Annotated in this window: 17 protein-coding genes and 1 pseudogene; 14 read left to right on the top strand and 4 right to left on the bottom strand. The window is 36.6% G+C overall.

Annotation, left to right across the window (positions count from 1 at the left end; genetic code table 11):
• Nucleotides 1–22: 22 nt before the first annotated feature.
• From fabG to SD1D_RS09170, 9 genes and pseudogenes are all read left to right on the top strand, one after another.
• Nucleotides 23–763 (top strand): 3-oxoacyl-[acyl-carrier-protein] reductase, encoded by a 741-nt coding sequence (fabG, locus tag SD1D_RS09205; RefSeq protein WP_173803199.1) that lies wholly within the window; start codon nucleotides 23–25, stop codon nucleotides 761–763.
• Nucleotides 764–822: 59 nt separating this feature from the next.
• Nucleotides 823–2,061, top strand: coding sequence for a beta-ketoacyl-ACP synthase II (gene fabF, locus SD1D_RS09200; RefSeq protein ID WP_058258638.1), 1,239 nt, complete (start codon nucleotides 823–825; stop codon nucleotides 2,059–2,061).
• A gap of 2 nt (nucleotides 2,062–2,063) precedes the next feature.
• Nucleotides 2,064–2,522, top strand: a complete 459-nt coding sequence (accB, locus tag SD1D_RS09195; protein ID WP_058258637.1) for an acetyl-CoA carboxylase biotin carboxyl carrier protein — start codon at nucleotides 2,064–2,066, stop codon at nucleotides 2,520–2,522.
• A gap of 53 nt (nucleotides 2,523–2,575) precedes the next feature.
• A complete protein-coding gene (gene fabZ, locus SD1D_RS09190) occupies nucleotides 2,576–3,001 on the top strand; it encodes a 3-hydroxyacyl-ACP dehydratase FabZ (protein WP_275940514.1) in 426 nt (141 codons plus the stop codon).
• Between the two features lie 38 nt (nucleotides 3,002–3,039).
• Nucleotides 3,040–4,365 (top strand): annotated as a pseudogene (locus tag SD1D_RS12775) (acetyl-CoA carboxylase biotin carboxylase subunit); the annotation flags it as partial.
• Between the two features lie 126 nt (nucleotides 4,366–4,491).
• Nucleotides 4,492–5,277 (top strand): acetyl-CoA carboxylase, carboxyltransferase subunit beta, encoded by a 786-nt coding sequence (accD, locus tag SD1D_RS12770; protein WP_173803209.1) that lies wholly within the window; start codon nucleotides 4,492–4,494, stop codon nucleotides 5,275–5,277.
• A gap of 10 nt (nucleotides 5,278–5,287) precedes the next feature.
• A complete protein-coding gene (locus SD1D_RS09180; protein ID WP_058258636.1) occupies nucleotides 5,288–6,073 on the top strand; it encodes an acetyl-CoA carboxylase carboxyltransferase subunit alpha in 786 nt (261 codons plus the stop codon).
• A 231-nt stretch (nucleotides 6,074–6,304) separates the two neighbouring features.
• Entirely contained in the window at nucleotides 6,305–6,721 is a 417-nt protein-coding gene (locus tag SD1D_RS09175; protein WP_058258635.1) for a DUF3237 domain-containing protein, read from the top strand.
• A 95-nt stretch (nucleotides 6,722–6,816) separates the two neighbouring features.
• The gene (locus tag SD1D_RS09170; protein WP_058258634.1) at nucleotides 6,817–7,611 is read left to right on the top strand and encodes an alpha/beta hydrolase; all 795 of its coding nucleotides are present in this window, start codon (nucleotides 6,817–6,819) and stop codon (nucleotides 7,609–7,611) included.
• A 55-nt stretch (nucleotides 7,612–7,666) separates the two neighbouring features.
• Here the strand turns inward: SD1D_RS09170 and SD1D_RS09165 are convergent, their stop codons facing one another.
• The 3 genes from SD1D_RS09165 to SD1D_RS09155 form a co-directional block, all read right to left on the bottom strand.
• Nucleotides 7,667–8,395 (bottom strand): hypothetical protein, encoded by a 729-nt coding sequence (locus tag SD1D_RS09165; protein ID WP_058258633.1) that lies wholly within the window; start codon nucleotides 8,393–8,395, stop codon nucleotides 7,667–7,669.
• Between the two features lie 71 nt (nucleotides 8,396–8,466).
• Complete coding sequence (locus SD1D_RS09160) at nucleotides 8,467–10,107, bottom strand: ABC-F family ATP-binding cassette domain-containing protein (protein ID WP_058258632.1); 1,641 nt, start codon at nucleotides 10,105–10,107, stop codon at nucleotides 8,467–8,469.
• Between the two features lie 217 nt (nucleotides 10,108–10,324).
• On the bottom strand, nucleotides 10,325–11,422 hold the full coding sequence (locus SD1D_RS09155; protein WP_058258631.1) for an aldo/keto reductase: 1,098 nt from the start codon (nucleotides 11,420–11,422) through the stop codon (nucleotides 10,325–10,327).
• A 212-nt stretch (nucleotides 11,423–11,634) separates the two neighbouring features.
• Here SD1D_RS09155 and SD1D_RS09150 point away from each other — a divergent pair, with 212 nt between their 5' ends.
• Genes SD1D_RS09150 through SD1D_RS09135 form a run of 4 tightly spaced genes read left to right on the top strand, consistent with a single transcriptional unit; the run spans nucleotide 11,635 to nucleotide 15,241 of the window.
• On the top strand, nucleotides 11,635–12,567 hold the full coding sequence (locus SD1D_RS09150) for an alpha/beta hydrolase (protein WP_058258630.1): 933 nt from the start codon (nucleotides 11,635–11,637) through the stop codon (nucleotides 12,565–12,567).
• Between the two features lie 47 nt (nucleotides 12,568–12,614).
• Complete coding sequence (locus tag SD1D_RS09145; RefSeq protein WP_058258629.1) at nucleotides 12,615–13,883, top strand: condensation domain-containing protein; 1,269 nt, start codon at nucleotides 12,615–12,617, stop codon at nucleotides 13,881–13,883.
• A complete protein-coding gene (locus SD1D_RS09140; RefSeq protein ID WP_058258628.1) occupies nucleotides 13,884–14,549 on the top strand; it encodes a DUF6320 domain-containing protein in 666 nt (221 codons plus the stop codon).
• Between the two features lie 29 nt (nucleotides 14,550–14,578).
• Nucleotides 14,579–15,241, top strand: coding sequence for a TraX family protein (locus SD1D_RS09135; RefSeq protein ID WP_058258627.1), 663 nt, complete (start codon nucleotides 14,579–14,581; stop codon nucleotides 15,239–15,241).
• A 62-nt stretch (nucleotides 15,242–15,303) separates the two neighbouring features.
• On the opposite strand, the gene SD1D_RS12195 is transcribed toward SD1D_RS09135, so the two are convergent.
• Nucleotides 15,304–15,480, bottom strand: a complete 177-nt coding sequence (locus SD1D_RS12195) for a hypothetical protein (protein ID WP_157893117.1) — start codon at nucleotides 15,478–15,480, stop codon at nucleotides 15,304–15,306.
• 137 nt (nucleotides 15,481–15,617) lie between these two features.
• Between SD1D_RS12195 and SD1D_RS09130 the strand changes: the two genes are divergently transcribed.
• The gene (locus SD1D_RS09130) at nucleotides 15,618–16,112 is read left to right on the top strand and encodes a DUF5721 family protein (RefSeq protein WP_058258626.1); all 495 of its coding nucleotides are present in this window, start codon (nucleotides 15,618–15,620) and stop codon (nucleotides 16,110–16,112) included.
• Nucleotides 16,113–16,135: the final 23 nt, after the last annotated feature.

Genomic DNA, 16,135 nt, shown 5'->3' with positions numbered 1-16,135 from the left:
ATTTATAGAAATGGAGTCTGATATGCTGAAAGGAAAAACTGCTATTATAACCGGTGCCGGAAGGGGCATAGGAAGGGCAATAGCCCTACAATTTGCTGAACATGGAGCTAAAGTGGTAATTAATTACAGAAGCAGTATTACACAAGTCGAGGAACTGCTACAAACCATATTAGATTCTGGGGGCAAAGCAATAGCTATTAAGGCTGATATCAGTAAGGAAGAAGAAGCCAAGAAATTAATAGAAGAAGCAGTAAGTAAATATAAAACCATAGACATCTTAGTTAATAATGCCGGTATAAATAAAGATAATCTTCTGATGAGAATGTCTGAGGAAGAATTTGATGCAGTTATGAATATAAATCTAAAAGGCACATTTTTTTGCATGAAGCACGCTGCCAAAGTAATGCTAAAGCAAAGGTTTGGCAAAATAATAAATATATCCTCTGTTGTAGGGATAGCAGGTAATATAGGCCAAGCAAATTATGCTGCATCAAAAGCCGGAGTCATAGGAATGACTAAGTCTGCCGCAAGGGAATTGGCAAAAAGGGGCATAACTGTAAATGCAGTAGCACCGGGGTTTATAAAGACAGATATGACACAAGCCCTACCTGAGAAAGTAAAGGAAGCCAGTATAGCAGCCATTCCCCTTGGCCGTTATGGTGAGGCCAGTGAGGTGGCAGGGGTTGTAAGTTTTCTGGCATCTGATGCCGCAAGCTATATAACGGGCCAAGTTCTGCAAGTAGACGGCGGAATGTTAATGTAACAAAATAATGAAGGGCATGAGCAATATTCTTGCCCATGGCAGCATGGAGGTAAAAAGCTATGAATCATAGAGTTGTCATAACAGGCATGGGAGCAATTACACCAATAGGTAATAATGTAGAGGATTTTTTTGATAATGTAAAGGCCGGAGTATGTGGGATTGATTATATCACAAATTTTGATACAGAATCATATGCGGTTAAGCTGGCGGCACAGGTAAAGAATTTTGATGCTAAGTCTTATATTGATTTTAAAGAAAGCAGAAGAATGGATCGATTTTCACAGTTTGCCGTTGCGGCAGCAGCCCAGGCAATTAATGATTCCGGTATTGACTTAGATAAATTAGATAGAGGCCGTTTTGGGGTAATTGTAGGCTCCGGTATAGGTGGTATTGAAAGTATTGAAAAGGAAGCAAGGGCCCTTTCTGTTAAGGGACCAAGAAGGGTAAATCCCTTATTTATACCAATGATAATCACCAATATGGCAGCAGGTAATATTGCAATAAAATTTGGGGCCCAAGGTGTATGTACTAATGTTGTTACAGCCTGTGCCACCGGTACCCATTGTATAGGTGAGGCCTTTAGAAATATTAAGCATGGATATGCAGATGTGATACTGGCAGGAGGTACCGAGGCTTCTATAACACCCCTTGGAATTGCAGGTTTTAGCACCCTTACGGCCTTATCCTTAAGTAAGGATCCCCTACGGGCCTCCATACCTTTTGATAAAGATAGGGATGGTTTTGTAATGGGGGAAGGAGCAGGTATTTTGCTTATAGAAGAATATGAGCATGCAAAAAGAAGGGGCGCTAAAATTTATGCTGAAATAGTCGGTTATGGAGCAACCTGTGATGCTTACCATATTACTGCCCCTTCTCCCGACGGACACGGGGGTGCAGTATCCATGATAAATGCCATGAAGGAAGCAGGTATAGAAGCTAAGGATATTTCTTATGTAAATGCCCACGGAACCAGTACTCCCATAAATGACAGATTAGAGACCTTGGCCATGAAAGCAGCCTTTGGTGATGAAGCCTATAATATACCTGTAAGCTCAACCAAATCCATGATTGGCCATCTGCTGGGGGCTGCCGGTGCAGTGGAAGCCATAACCTGTATAAAAGCCATTGAAGAATCCTTTATACCGGCAACCATAGGTTTACTTAAGACCGATGAGGAATGTGACTTAGACTATGTACCCCTAAAAGGAAGGAAGGCTAAACTGTCATATGTTATGAGTAATAGTTTAGGTTTTGGGGGACACAATGCCAGCTTAATATTTAAAAATATGGAGGTATAGTTATGGAGTATAAGGAAATAATCGGTCTGATACAGGAAATGACCAGAACCGGCCTAAGTAGGATTAAGATAGAAAAGGAAGACTTTAAAATAATACTTGAAAAGGAAAATCAAGAAAAAAAGAATATCCCTAATGTGGTAGAAGAAAGCGGCAATAAGGATAAACAGGAAAATACTGTACAGGCACCGGTACCGGTTATGGAAGAAAAGAAGGATGAAGTTGTGGCCGGTAAAAAAATTCTGTCGCCTATGGTGGGAACTTTTTATGCCCAACCGGCACCGGATAAGCCTCCTTATGTTAAGGTTGGTGATAAGGTGAAAAAAGGACAGATTGTCTGTATTATAGAAGCTATGAAGCTGATGAATGAAATTGAAAGTGAAGTAGAGGGAGAGATAGTTGAGTGTTTGGTTGAGAACGAAGAGATGGTGGAATATGGCCAGCCTCTCTTTCTCCTAAAATAAAATAAGGTAAAATATGTAAAAAGTTATTGATATTCTTGATGAAAGGGATTATTATGTTAAATGTAGATGAAATACAAAAAATAATACCCCACCGTCCACCTTTTCTTTTGGTTGACCGTATAGATAAGTTAGAACCGGGAATCCGTGGTGTGGGTAGAAAATGTGTTACTATGGATGAACCATACTTTGTAGGACATTTTCCGGGGAAAGCTGTTATGCCGGGGGTTATTATTTTGGAAGCCCTTGCCCAGACCGGGGCAATAGTTATGCTTTCCTTAGAGCAATATAAAGGAAAAATTCTTTATTTCGGAGGTATGGATAAGGTGAAATTCAGACGTCAAGTAGTACCGGGAGATGTTCTGACCCTTGACGTTGAAATTATTAAACATAAGGGAAACTTTGGTGTAGGTTCTGCAGTTGCCTATGTTGAGGATCAGGTAGCAGTAGAGGCAATCTTGACATTTGCCATTGGAGAGTAGCAAAGGGTTATTCTTCAGCACAGTTAAGGAGAATCAGGATGTTTCATAAAATATTAATTGCAAATCGTGGAGAAATTGCAGTCAGAATTATCCGTGCCTGCAGAGAGCTAGGAATAGGAACTGTTGCCGTATATTCCGAAGCGGACAAAGAAGCTTTACATGCCTTAATGGCCGATGAGGCTATATGTATCGGTCCCGATAAATCTAAAGACAGCTATTTAAATATGCAAAATATTATAAGTGCCACAGTTCTTACGGGAGCCACAGCTATACATCCGGGTTTTGGCTTTTTATCAGAAAACAGCTCCTTTGCCAGAATGTGTGAAGACTGTAATATAACCTTTATTGGGCCGGATGCTGATACTATTGATTTGCTAGGAAGTAAATCAAAAGCCAGAGAGACCATGTTAAAAGCCGGAGTACCGGTGGTGCCGGGCTCTGAAGGGGAGATTAATAATATTAAAGAAGCAGCTAAACTGGCTGATAAAATAGGCTATCCCATTATGATTAAAGCTTCAGCCGGAGGCGGGGGAAAAGGAATGAGGGCAGTATATTCTGCAGGTGATTTGGAAAATGCTATTATTTCCGCTAAGAACGAAGCCAAAGCAGCCTTTGGTGACGATAAGGTATATATGGAAAAATTAATAATTAATCCAAAACATGTAGAGTTTCAGATTTTAGCAGACAAATATGGAAATGTAATACATCTAGGTGAAAGGGACTGTTCTGTCCAAAGAAGAAATCAGAAAATAATGGAGGAATCCCCCTGTGCAATTATGAGTAGTGAACTGCGCAGTAAAATGGGAAATGCTGCCGTAAAAGCAGCTAAAGCAACGGGGTATGTAAATGCGGGAACTATAGAGTTTCTGCTGGATAGTAATAATAATTTTTACTTTATGGAGATGAATACAAGGATTCAGGTAGAACATCCGGTTACGGAGATGATTACCGGAATTGATATGATAAAAGAGCAAATAAAAATTGCAGCTGGAGAGAAGCTGGCTTACCGCCAAAAGGATATTAAATTTCACGGCCATGCTATTGAATGCAGAATATGTGCGGAAGATCCAAAGCGGGGATTTATTCCCTGCCCGGGGTTGGTTGAAAATGTTTTATTTCCCGGGGGACCCGGTATCAGGGTGGACAGTGCCTTATATCCCGGCTATATGGTACCCCCTTGTTACGATTCTATGCTGGCTAAGGTGATTGCCCATGGAAAAACCAGGGAGGAAGCAATCGAAAGGATGAAGAGGGCTCTTTCTGAGCTTATTATAGATGGTATAGAGACAAATGTTGATTTTCAATATGAGCTTTTTGAAAAAGATGAAATCCTATCTGGAGATTATCATACCGGCCTAATTGAAGGAAAGAAGCATTATGAAAGAAATCCGTTTAAAACAAAGCAATATGCTATTTCTAAAATATATCGGTCAAGACCTCAAGAACATAAACTACCTATAGAGGATAAGCCCAATGTACCTGAGGGGATTATGACAAAATGTCCCGGCTGCGGCAAAATAATTTATACAAAGCTTTTGCTTAAGAATTATAAAATGTGTGAATGCGGATATTATTTCAGAATATCTGCCAATGAGCGACTGGCAATGGTTTTGGATGAGGATTCTTTTGTTGAGTTAGATCAGCAGTTAACAAGCAGGGATCCCCTTAACTTTCCCGGTTATGGTGATAAACTGGTAAAAACCCAGACACAAACCGGTCTTGTGGACGGTTTGGTTAGTGGGAAAGGAGCCATATGCGGCCTGCCCACTTATATCGGTGTTATGGATGCATCTTTTTTCATGGGCAGTATGGGTACCGCAATCGGGGAGAAATTGGCCCGATTATTTGAAAGGGCCAAAGAGGAAAAATTACCGGTGATTGTTTTTACCGCCTCCGGCGGTGCCAGAATGCAGGAAGGGATTTTTTCTCTAATGCAGATGGCTAAGGTTAGCGGTGCTGTGGCAAAACATAGTAAGGCAGGGCTTTTATATATTACTGTTCTGACGGATCCTACCACAGGGGGAGTTACGGCCAGCTTTGCCATGCTTGGGGATATTATATTGGCTGAACCGGGGGCCTTAATTGGTTTTGCCGGACCTAGGGTAATAGAACAAACTATAGGTCAGAAGCTTCCCCAAGGTTTTCAAAGGGCTGAATTTTTATTGGAGCATGGGTTTGTGGACAGGATTGTGACCAGGGATAAGATGAAAGAAACCCTGGGTGCATTACTGAAGTTACATTATAAAGATTATACTTCTAATACAAACTTATTCTAAGGAGGGCATAATGAATATATCGCCATGGGAAAAAGTTAAGCTGGCAAGGATGCCTATTCGGCCCACCGGACTAGATTATATAGACAGGATTTTTGAAGACTTTATTGAACTTCATGGAGATAGGTTTTATGGTGAAGATAGGGCTATAGTGGGGGGAATTGCTTTTTTTGATAATATAGCTGTTACGGTTATAGCCCAACAAAAAGGCCGTAATACCAAAGAGAATATAGCCAGAAATTTCTCTATGCCCCATCCGGAAGGATATAGAAAAGCTCTTCGTTTAATGAAGCAGGCAGAAAAATTTGGGCGACCCATAATTTGCTTTATTGATACTCCCGGTGCTTTTTGTGGTATCGGTGCCGAAGAACGAGGACAGGGAGAGGCTATTGCAACTAATCTGGCAGAAATGATGATGCTTAAGACACCGATTATTTCTGTGGTTATCTCCGAAGGGGGAAGCGGTGGGGCCTTGGCTCTTGGGGTGGCAGATAGGGTCTATATGCTAGAGCATGCCATTTATTCAATCCTATCCCCCGAAGGATTTGCCAGTATTCTTTATAAAGATGCTTCCAAGGCTGAAACCGCTGCCAATGACATGAAGCTTACGGCACAGGATTTATATCAGTTTGGCATAATTGACGGAATAATTGAGGAACCTTACGGTGGCGCCCACAATGATTATGATTATGTAATAGGAAAGGTTAGAGAGGTTATTGATCTAGATTTAAAGGAACTTATGGGACTTTCTGTGGATGAACTTATAGAAAAAAGATATCAGAAGTTTAGAAATATATAATATTTCTAAACTTCTGATTTTTAATTCTTATTATTTCTAATTTATTTTGTCTATTATGGTGGTGGATTTTCCACCGATTTTTTTATGCAAAAGTTTTCTCTAATATTATAAGTTTATTATATACTTTCTATTATTGGAATGATTGGCCAAATGGTTTATACTATACTATAAAGTCAGAAAATTTTGGTATGTTTTACTTATTAAGATAATGAGTAAATAGGAGGGTATAGCATGAATTTGGAAGCGGAACATATTATGACTATACATGTGCAGTGTAGTAAAGATATGGAAGTGAGAAATAATGGAGCCGGTTTTTTAAGAGTTATTCCTATAATTGGTGGAAGGGTGGAAGGAAAGATATGTGGTGAAGTAGTTCCCGGGGGAGCAGACTGGAACACTTCATTAGAAGCAGATATCTCCCATGTATGTGCAAGATATCTCATTAAGACAGATGACGGAGAATATATAGATGTACATAACGAGGGGAATATAAGATTCGATATAAACAGTAAGATAAAAACCAGTCCCAAATTCAAAGCAGATATAAAGGGTAAATATGCTTGGTTAAATTACGGGGTATATGTTGCTGCTTTAGACTTTGGTAATCAAGAAGGACAAGTAATAATAACAGTATATAAGCTTAAATAAGGTTATATTAAAGGTAAGTTACTAATATATATTCACTTTGTTCAACCTTATAAGCTAAAATTAATATATTTAAAGTTATATTAGGAGGTATATATATGGCACTATTTCAAGTGGATTACTATTCTAGATCATTAGAAAAAAGTACCTGTTTTCATATGGTACTACCTAATGACGTTCACCCGATGATGAAAGAGGGCAATGAAAATTATAATAGAAAGATGAAGACCCTCTTCTTACTTCACGGATATTCCGGCTCTAGTAAAGATTGGTTACTGGGAAGTCCGGTCCAGGAATTAGCTTTAAAATATAATATGGCTGTAATTATGCCATCCGGTGATAATAGTTTTTATTTAGATGCAAAGGGAACCGGCAGAGCATATTGTAAATTTGTTGGACAGGAATTAGTTGATTATATTAGAAATACCTTTAATATAGCCATGGATAAAGAAGATACCTTTATTGGTGGTCTATCTATGGGTGGATTTGGAGCTATCCATACAGGACTTTTTTATCCTGAGACTTTCGGAAAGATTGTGGCTCTTTCTTCTGCCCTTATTATTCGTAAAATTATGAATATAACAGAGGATTTTACTGACGCTATAGCAGATTATGATTACTATACATCAGTATTTGGCAATCTTGATGAATTAGAGAACAGTGTAAACAATCCGGAATATCTAGTAAAGAAATTAAAAGAAGAAAACAAAAAAATACCTGATATATATATGGCTTGCGGAACAGAAGATTTTCTTATCGAAGATAATAGGGAGTTTTATAAGTTTTTAAAGGATGAAGAGGTAGATGTTAAATACATAGAAAGTCCGGGAGCTCATACCTGGGATTTTTGGAGTTCAAATTTGGAACCCTCCATACAGTGGCTGTTAAGTTAATACTTAAATAAGTGCAACTTAAAAAATCACCTTCACTAGGGAAGGTGATTTTTATTTACAAGCTTCTTTTTATTGCAGCATGGAGACAAAGTATGCTACATATTATAAAGTTAGTCAGTAATATAAGTTCAAATCTATAGGCAATATTAAAGTCCCAACCATATTTGTAATCTGATTCTGATAGAGGGTTATGTTTTAGAAATATCAAAGCAGCCCCATCTAGAAATCCCAATACCCCGCCTATAAAAACTAGTTTTTTAAGTCCGGCTGCAGCATAAAAAATCAAAAACAGACAAATTAGATATATAATTAATCCGCTTCCCTCATTTAACTGATTAGTTAAGGTGGTCAGGTGAAGATAGACAGCAGCTACAAAGCCGCATCCTAACAGTGCAGAAAACATTCTATTTCGATGGTTTTCCTTGAAATAGCTTGCAATAAATAAGGATATAGGATAAAACAACCAAATTAAATAATTAAAGGATTCAGGGGGATATTGATCCATTTTATCTGCTATAACTGACATGCCAAAGAGTAAAAATATCCCCGTAGGTAAAAGCTGGGCTAAAATTTTGTAGCCCGGCTTTAGTTCCTTATTATTATAGACCATATAATCTAATATGGCTCCCATAATGAAAAATGGTGCTAGAGTAGTAAGGACCAAACACTGGGTATCAAATTGAAAGGACTCAAGAAATATTAATGTTACTGCAACAATTATATATATGCATATAAAGGCCAGTAGAGAAAGATTTCTAGATAAAAACTTAAATATCTTACCCATATAGAATCCTCCCAATGATAATGACATCTAACCACCATATTCATTCTAAAAAAATTATATTATATTGTCAATTATATTGATTCTTCCTCTTCGGTTTTATTAATTCTCATAACCTGTCTTTTTCTGGCCATAACATCGCTGTCAAGATATTCATCATAGGTTGTAATTTTGTCGATTAATCCGCTAGGAGTTATCTCCATAATACGATTTGCAGTAGTTTGTATAAATTGATGATCCTGTGAAGTGAACAAAACTACACCGGGGAATTTAATCAGACCGTTGTTTAAGGATGTGATAGATTCCATATCCAGATGGTTGGTAGGCTCATCTAAGATTAATACATTAGAACCTGCAATCATCATACGGGACAACATAACACGAACCCTTTCTCCACCGGATAGGACATTTAGTTTCTTAGAACCTTCTTCACCGGAAAATAGCATCCTACCCATAAAGCCACGGACATAAGTTACGTCCTTTTCGGGAGAATAAGGCATAAGAAAGTCCACTATGGTCTCTTCACTATCAAATAGTTTTGTATTATCCTTAGGGAAATATGATACACTGGTGGTTACTCCCCATTTATAAGTACCTGAGTCCGGCTCTAATTCACCGGCTAGGATTTTAAAGAGGGTAGTAGTAGCTAAAGTATCAGGTCCTACAAAGGCAATCTTGTCCTCACGGCCCACGATAAAGCTGATATCATTTAATACCTTCACTCCATCTATAGTTTTTGAAATATTGCTGACGGTAAGTACTTCATTACCAATTTCCCTGCTGGGTCTAAAATCAATATAGGGATATTTTCTGCTGGAAGGACGAATATCTTCCAGTTGAATTTTTTCCAAAGCCTTCTTTCTTGAGGTTGCCTGCTTAGACTTAGAGGCATTGGCAGAGAAGCGCTGAATAAATTCTTTAAGTTCTTTGATTTTTTCTTCCTTCTTTTTATTGGCTTCCTTCATCTGCCTTAACATAAGCTGACTGGATTCATACCAGAAATCATAGTTACCGGCATATAGCTGAATCTTGGCATAGTCAATATCTGCTATATGGGTACATACTTTATTTAAGAAGTAACGGTCATGGGATACTACAATTACTGTGTTTTCGAAATTAATTAAAAATTCCTCCAACCAGCGGATTGCCTCCAAATCCAAATGGTTGGTAGGCTCGTCCAGAAGAAGAATATCGGGATTACCAAATAAAGCTTGGGCTAAAAGTACTTTAACTTTTTCACTACCGTTTAGTTCCCTCATTAATTTATAATGAAGATCTGTTTCGATGCCAAGACCGTTAAGAAGTGAAGCTGCATCGGATTCTGATTCCCAACCGTTCATGGAAGCAAACTCAGCTTCTAATTCGCTGGCCCGGATACCGTCCTCATCGGTAAAGTCCTCTTTAGAATAGATGGCATCTTTTTCTTTCATTATATCATAGAGTCTTTGATTACCCATAATTACTGTATCTAGTACAGGAAATTCATCATATTTAAAATGGTCCTGTTGAAGGAAGGATAATCTTTGACCCGGGGTAATAATAACTTCTCCCTTGGTAGGCTCTATTTGTCCACTTAATATTTTAAGAAAGGTGGACTTACCGGCACCGTTAGCACCGATGATACCATAGCAATTGCCCTCGGTAAACTTTATATTAACATCCTCGAACAAGGCACGCTTTCCTAATCTTAATGTTATGTTACTGGCTTGTATCATTAATAACCTCCTAAATTTTCGTTCATTTCATAAAAAAATTACGTTTAGACGTAATATTATCATTACTATTGTATCTTATGAAGATTATTTTGCAAGTGTTTTTGTATGGGTATTTAATAAGAAGGAAAGCAAATATAAAAATAAGGGTTACCTAAATCTTATAATATGTATTATATAAATTAGGTAACCCTTAAAATATTATTTATATTTAAATTATTTAGTTAAGTTGTGCAATTTCTTCTAACCTATCCATTATAGGAAGATGCTGTGTACATAGGTCTTCACACTTGCCACATCTTATACATTCGGCAGCCTTGTTGATTGGTAGGCTCCAGTGATGTTTTAGGCGGTCAGCCATATTTTTTCCGAATATATGTAGATTATAGGCATCCATAAATTTGGGAATTTCAATACCCTGTGGACAAGAGTCGCAGTAAGCACATCCGGTACATAGATTATTTAGAGCAAGTCCACTGTTTTCATATTCCTTATATATTTCTGCAGCAGGTTTTTCAACAAGGCCTTCAACAGCTTTAACTGCATCATCTACATGCTCTTTTGTAGTACATCCTGCCAAGGCTACGGATATTTCCTTGTGGGAAGCTACAAACCTAAGGGCTGCTTGGGCAACTGTAAGGTCACTTCCTTCAGTTAGATATGAGAAGTATTCTGGGTTTTCGGGAATTAATCCTCCACCTAAGGGATTCATTACTGTTATACCCATACCTTTATTATAGGCAGCTGCAATACCTGCCTGACGGAAACGGTAGTTAAGGGCATTATATCCTATTAGTATACCGGAAAATGCCTCCGTATCTACCAGCTTCTCCAAATCATTACCCTGCATATGGGATGATACGGTTATATGGCGAATAAGGCCCTCTGATTTTGCCTGTTCAAAATGTTTATATAAAAGATCGTATTGCTTTTTAAAAGATTCCATATCCAGCATGCACCATAAATAATAAAAATCCAGATAATCAACCTTAAGCCGTTTTAGGGAAGTTTCAAGCCTACGGCGAAAATCATCGGCTGAGGATTTTTTATCTAGGGTACCTAAGTTTACCTTAGAAGAGATAAAGTAGCTGTCTCTTGGTAATTGAGATAGGGCCATACCGGTGATTATTTCACTTTTATCCTGGCAGTAAAAAGGTGCACTGTCAAAAAAATTTATGCCTTTTTCATGGGCATATAATACTATTTCCGCACATTTTTCTAAGTTACCGGCATTAATATCATCATCGTTGTAGCGCATGGTTCCCATGCCTACAGCACTTACCTTCATATTGGTATTACCATATTGCTTATAATACATAAAAAAAATACCTCCTCTTTTGTGGTCATAATTAGTATAGCATATGAAGGAATTTTCCTCAATTATATATATGCCAATATTAATTATAAGTATAAAACAGCAATTAATTGTATATGATTTAGCTTAATATAAGCCTCTACTATAATATACTTTAGTTTGACTTTTTAATATAACTTAGATAGAATTATCTTAGCAAACTTTAGGAGGAATTTATGGCGATTAACAAAGCCATGAAAATTGCGTTAAAAGCATTGTCATATCCGGATTTGGATATTAAGAAAAATTATAAAATACACCGTCAGATAAATACTGCAATGCACCCATATCTAAAGCCAAGATATAAGATATGGGACCATACTATTACCGGAATTGATCATGAAATTCCGGTAAGGATTTTTATGCCCTCAAAGGCCTCCTTTGATAAAGCAGACCGGGTTTTGATTTTTTTTCATGGAGGAGGCTGGGTTATCGGTAATATCGACAGTTATAGTAATGTTTGTTATAATATGGCAAATCAAACAGGGGCTGTGGTTGTTTCTGTGGATTACCGCTTAGCACCGGAACACAGATTTCCTTTAGGCCTAGAAGATTGCTACACGGTTACCAGAGAAGTGTTTTTAAATTCCACTCTTTTTGGTGTCTCCATGGATGATATTACAATTATAGGAGACAGTGCCGGAGGTAACTTAGCAGCGGCGGTATCATTAATGGCAAGGGATAAGGGTGAGTTTAATATATCAAGACAAATCCTTTTTTATCCCTCAACCCATAATGACCATTCTGATGAAACGGGGTTTCCTTCAATAAGTAAATTCGGTAAGGATTATTTACTTACATCAAAAAGAATTAGGGATTATATGGACTTATATATAAGCTCAGAAAATGACTTAAGCAATCCTTATCTTGCTCCCTTGATTGCAAAGGACTTATCTAATCAGCCAAAGACACTTATTATAACAGCAGAATATGATCCCCTAAGAGATGAGGCAGAAGCTTATGGCAGAAAGCTTAAGGAGTTTAATAATACCGTTTATATATATCGAATGAAGGATGCACTTCACGGTTTTATATCCTTACCAAAGCATTTTGTTCATGTTAAGGGCAGTTATGAAATAATAAGCAAATTTTTAAACAATGAATTATAATTAATTACTAAAGTAATACTGTTAGAATAAAAAGGAGTTTTTGCTCTATGGCAAAAAGAAGGCCTGTAGAATGGACCAAACTGGATAATGCAGCAAAGATATTTCCGCCCACAAGCAATGAAAGGGATACCAAGGTTTTCCGCTTTGTCTGTGAGCTTAATGATGAAATTGATAAATCTATTCTTCAAGAGGCATTAGATAAGACCATGCTTCTTTTTCCCTTTTACCGTTCGGTACTTAGAAGGGGAGTTTTTTGGTACTACTTTGAAGGTACGGAGCTTTTGCCTGAGGTAGAAGAAGAAAATAAGTCACCCTGTGGTATCTTATATTATCCAAATCGTAGGAATCTCTTATTTGAGGTAACCTATTATAAGAACCGGATTAATCTGGAGGTGTTTCACGCCCTTACAGACGGTACCGGTGCTTTAGGTTTTTTAAAGACCCTACTTTATTATTATATTACCAAACGTTATAGAGAAGATTTTAAAGATAAACTTCCTGTATTAGACTATGATGCTTCCCTATCACAGAAGATGGATGACAGTTTTTTAAAGCATTATACAAAAAGGAGCATACCTAAGAAATTTAAAATTACAAAAGCCTATAGAATACAGGGCAGAAGATTTATAGATAATAGAATTAAGGTTATTGAAGGGATAATGCCGGTTAAAGATGTATTAAATCTTGCTCACAAATATGATACTACCCTTACGGTGTTTTTGACTGCCTTGTTTATTAAGGCTATTTATGATGAAATGCCGGCAAGAAGTAGGAAGTATCCTGTTGTACTGTCTGTTCCGGTAAATTTAAGGAGCTTTTTTCCTTCGGTTACAGCCAGGAATTTCTTTTCAACCATCAATGTAAGCTATGATTTTAGCAGCCTAGGTGACAAGCTAGAGGATATTATTGAGGAAGTTAAGAAGGCTTTTAAGATGGAGCTGACAGAAGAAAAACTAAAAGAGCATATGAATCGCCTTTCAGCCTTGGAACATAATGTATTTATGCGGGTGGTTCCTCTGATAATTAAGGACAAGGTACTTCGCTTTGCCAATTGGCTAAATGACAAGCAAATCACAGCGACTCTTTCTAATGTCGGTAAGATTACAATCAGTGATGAACTGGCACCTTATATTAAGATGTTTAATTGTTTTACCAGTGCAAAAAGGCCTCAGATTGCCATATGTTCATTTGGAGATAATCTGGTGATAAGTTTTACATCACCTTTTATAGCTACCGATATTCAGAAGAATTTTTTCCGTTACCTGGCAAATGAAAATATAGACATTACTATTTCTACAAATATGAAGGTGATTTAAATGCAAAGCTGTAACTATTGTAAAGTAAATATAAAAGGGGACCATACTGTATGCCCCTTATGTGCAGGAATTATGGAAGGTAAGGGTGATTCTAAGGAAGATGTCTTTCCTTATATTCCGACCATTTACCAAGAATTTAATCTTTTTATTAGAATCCTCTTATTGATTTCCATAGTAGCTGTGGTGGCCAGTTTTGCTATTAATTTGATATTTGGGGCAGAATCTCGTTGGTCTTTATTGGTGGCAGCCGGTGTTTTATGTATGTGGATTAGCCTGTATTTTATTATTCGCAAGAAAAATAATATAGCAAAAACAATTCTTTGGCAGGTAGGGGTAATTGGCATTCTTTCGGTAATATGGGACAAATCCATGGGATGGAGGGGATGGTCTCTTGATTATGTCATACCTTCCGTATGCGTACTGGCTATGATAGTTATGGCGGTAGGAGCAAAGTTATTAAAGATAGGTGTCAGAGATTTAATAATATATCTTTTTATAGATGCAATCTTTGGACTTATTCCGGCAATCTTTTTTATATGTGGCTGGTTAAATGTAATTTTCCCATCAATTATCTGTGTTGCCGCAAGTATTATTTCCCTTTCGGCTTTGATTTTATTTCAAGGGGAGAATATGAAAGCAGAATTAAATAAAAGAATGCATATATAATTAAATTTAATTTAAGGAAGGTATAATTTATGAGTACATTTGCTTTAAAGCTAATAGCAATAATTTCTATGTTAATTGATCATGTATCATATGTGTTTTTAAGGGAATATTCCTTGCTTTATGCCGGAGGAAGGTTAATAGGAAGACTGGCCTTACCTATCTTTGTCTTTTTATTAGTGGAAGGTTTTTTTCATACAAGGAATATAAAAAAATACCTAATAAGATTAGGAATCTTTGCCTTAATATCAGAAATACCATTTGATTTGGCTTTTTATAATACATATTTTTATTTTGGGCATCAAAATATATTCTTTACATTATTTATTGGACTGCTTAGTATATATTTGATTAATATGGTTGAGAAAAGATATAAAAATAATATGCTAATTGTTAATCTTTTAAATGCAGGAATTACAATAGCATTGAGCATTGTGGCAGCTATATTAAGAACAGATTACCGTTTTATGGGAGTACTCCTTATTGTTGCCTTTTATCTATTTAGAGGTAGCAAGCCTTTGCTTATTATATCTTTAATTATATTAAGCCCAAATGTAGTTCAGGCATTTTCTGTTTTATCCTTGATACCTATATCCTTTTATAACGGAAAGAAGGGTAAAGACATAAAGTATTTCTTCTATGCCTTTTACCCTGCCCATCTTTTAATCCTATATTTACTGAATTTGATTATTTAATCTAAATATAAGATAATATAATATAAAATAATAAATATATAATATTTTAATAAATATATGATTTAATCATAGTAGTGTTCTCTTTCCGGCATATAGTCGCAACTTTCGTTATAATCATAATGAGAAGCTTCCTTTGCATGGTCAGGTTTCTCGGGAAAATACATACGGTTATCAAGTTTTGCAACACTTTGTGCGGAAGGAAAACGATAGGTTGTTTTTTTGCTTGGCTCAAAATACATAATACAAACCTCCTCATTTTTTAGAACACTGCTACTTATATAAATATAAAGTAATTTTATTGTTTGTAATATGGAAGAATATATACCAGTAATTTAAATGAATAAGTATAAAAAAGAGAGCAGGTCTGCAAAAGAAGATGATTTCATTAAAAATTGATGATGTTAAGTCTTTTATGGCAAAACTTCTAACAAATACTTTATTTGATGAATTTGTTTTAAAGGAAATGGAAATTCAGACATTTACCAGCTTTAATGTAACGGGACAATTTCACGAAAGTTTTTTTTCCAAGGATGAATTAGAGGAAAGGGGCAGTAGTGCTGTATTCTGGAGGGATATAAGGGCTATTGCCTTAGCCATGATTCGGGGTAACAAAACTCCCCTTTCTATGAAAATAGTATTCCAATTGCCAAAGGGGGACTATGGTAAATTTTCAGAGAGCCTTGGGGTAAAGTTTAACCTAGAAGAAGTAGCCGGATTATTCCTAAATATTCGCTTTGAAAAAAATGAACTTCGTATAATAACCGGCACAGCTATGAAGATATTTACCCTTGATAAAACAATTGACCAAGAATGGGATACTTGGGTAAAGAAATTTTTACATAGCCAAAGTATCTATTTTGAAGAGGAATAAAAGTTGTTGTTAGCACTCTACCC

Origin of the sequence: Herbinix luporum (assembly GCF_900070325.1) — a bacterium.
Classification (GTDB): Bacteria; Bacillota; Clostridia; order Lachnospirales; family Lachnospiraceae; genus Mobilitalea; species Mobilitalea luporum.
This window is presented reverse-complemented; position numbering and strand designations above follow the sequence as displayed.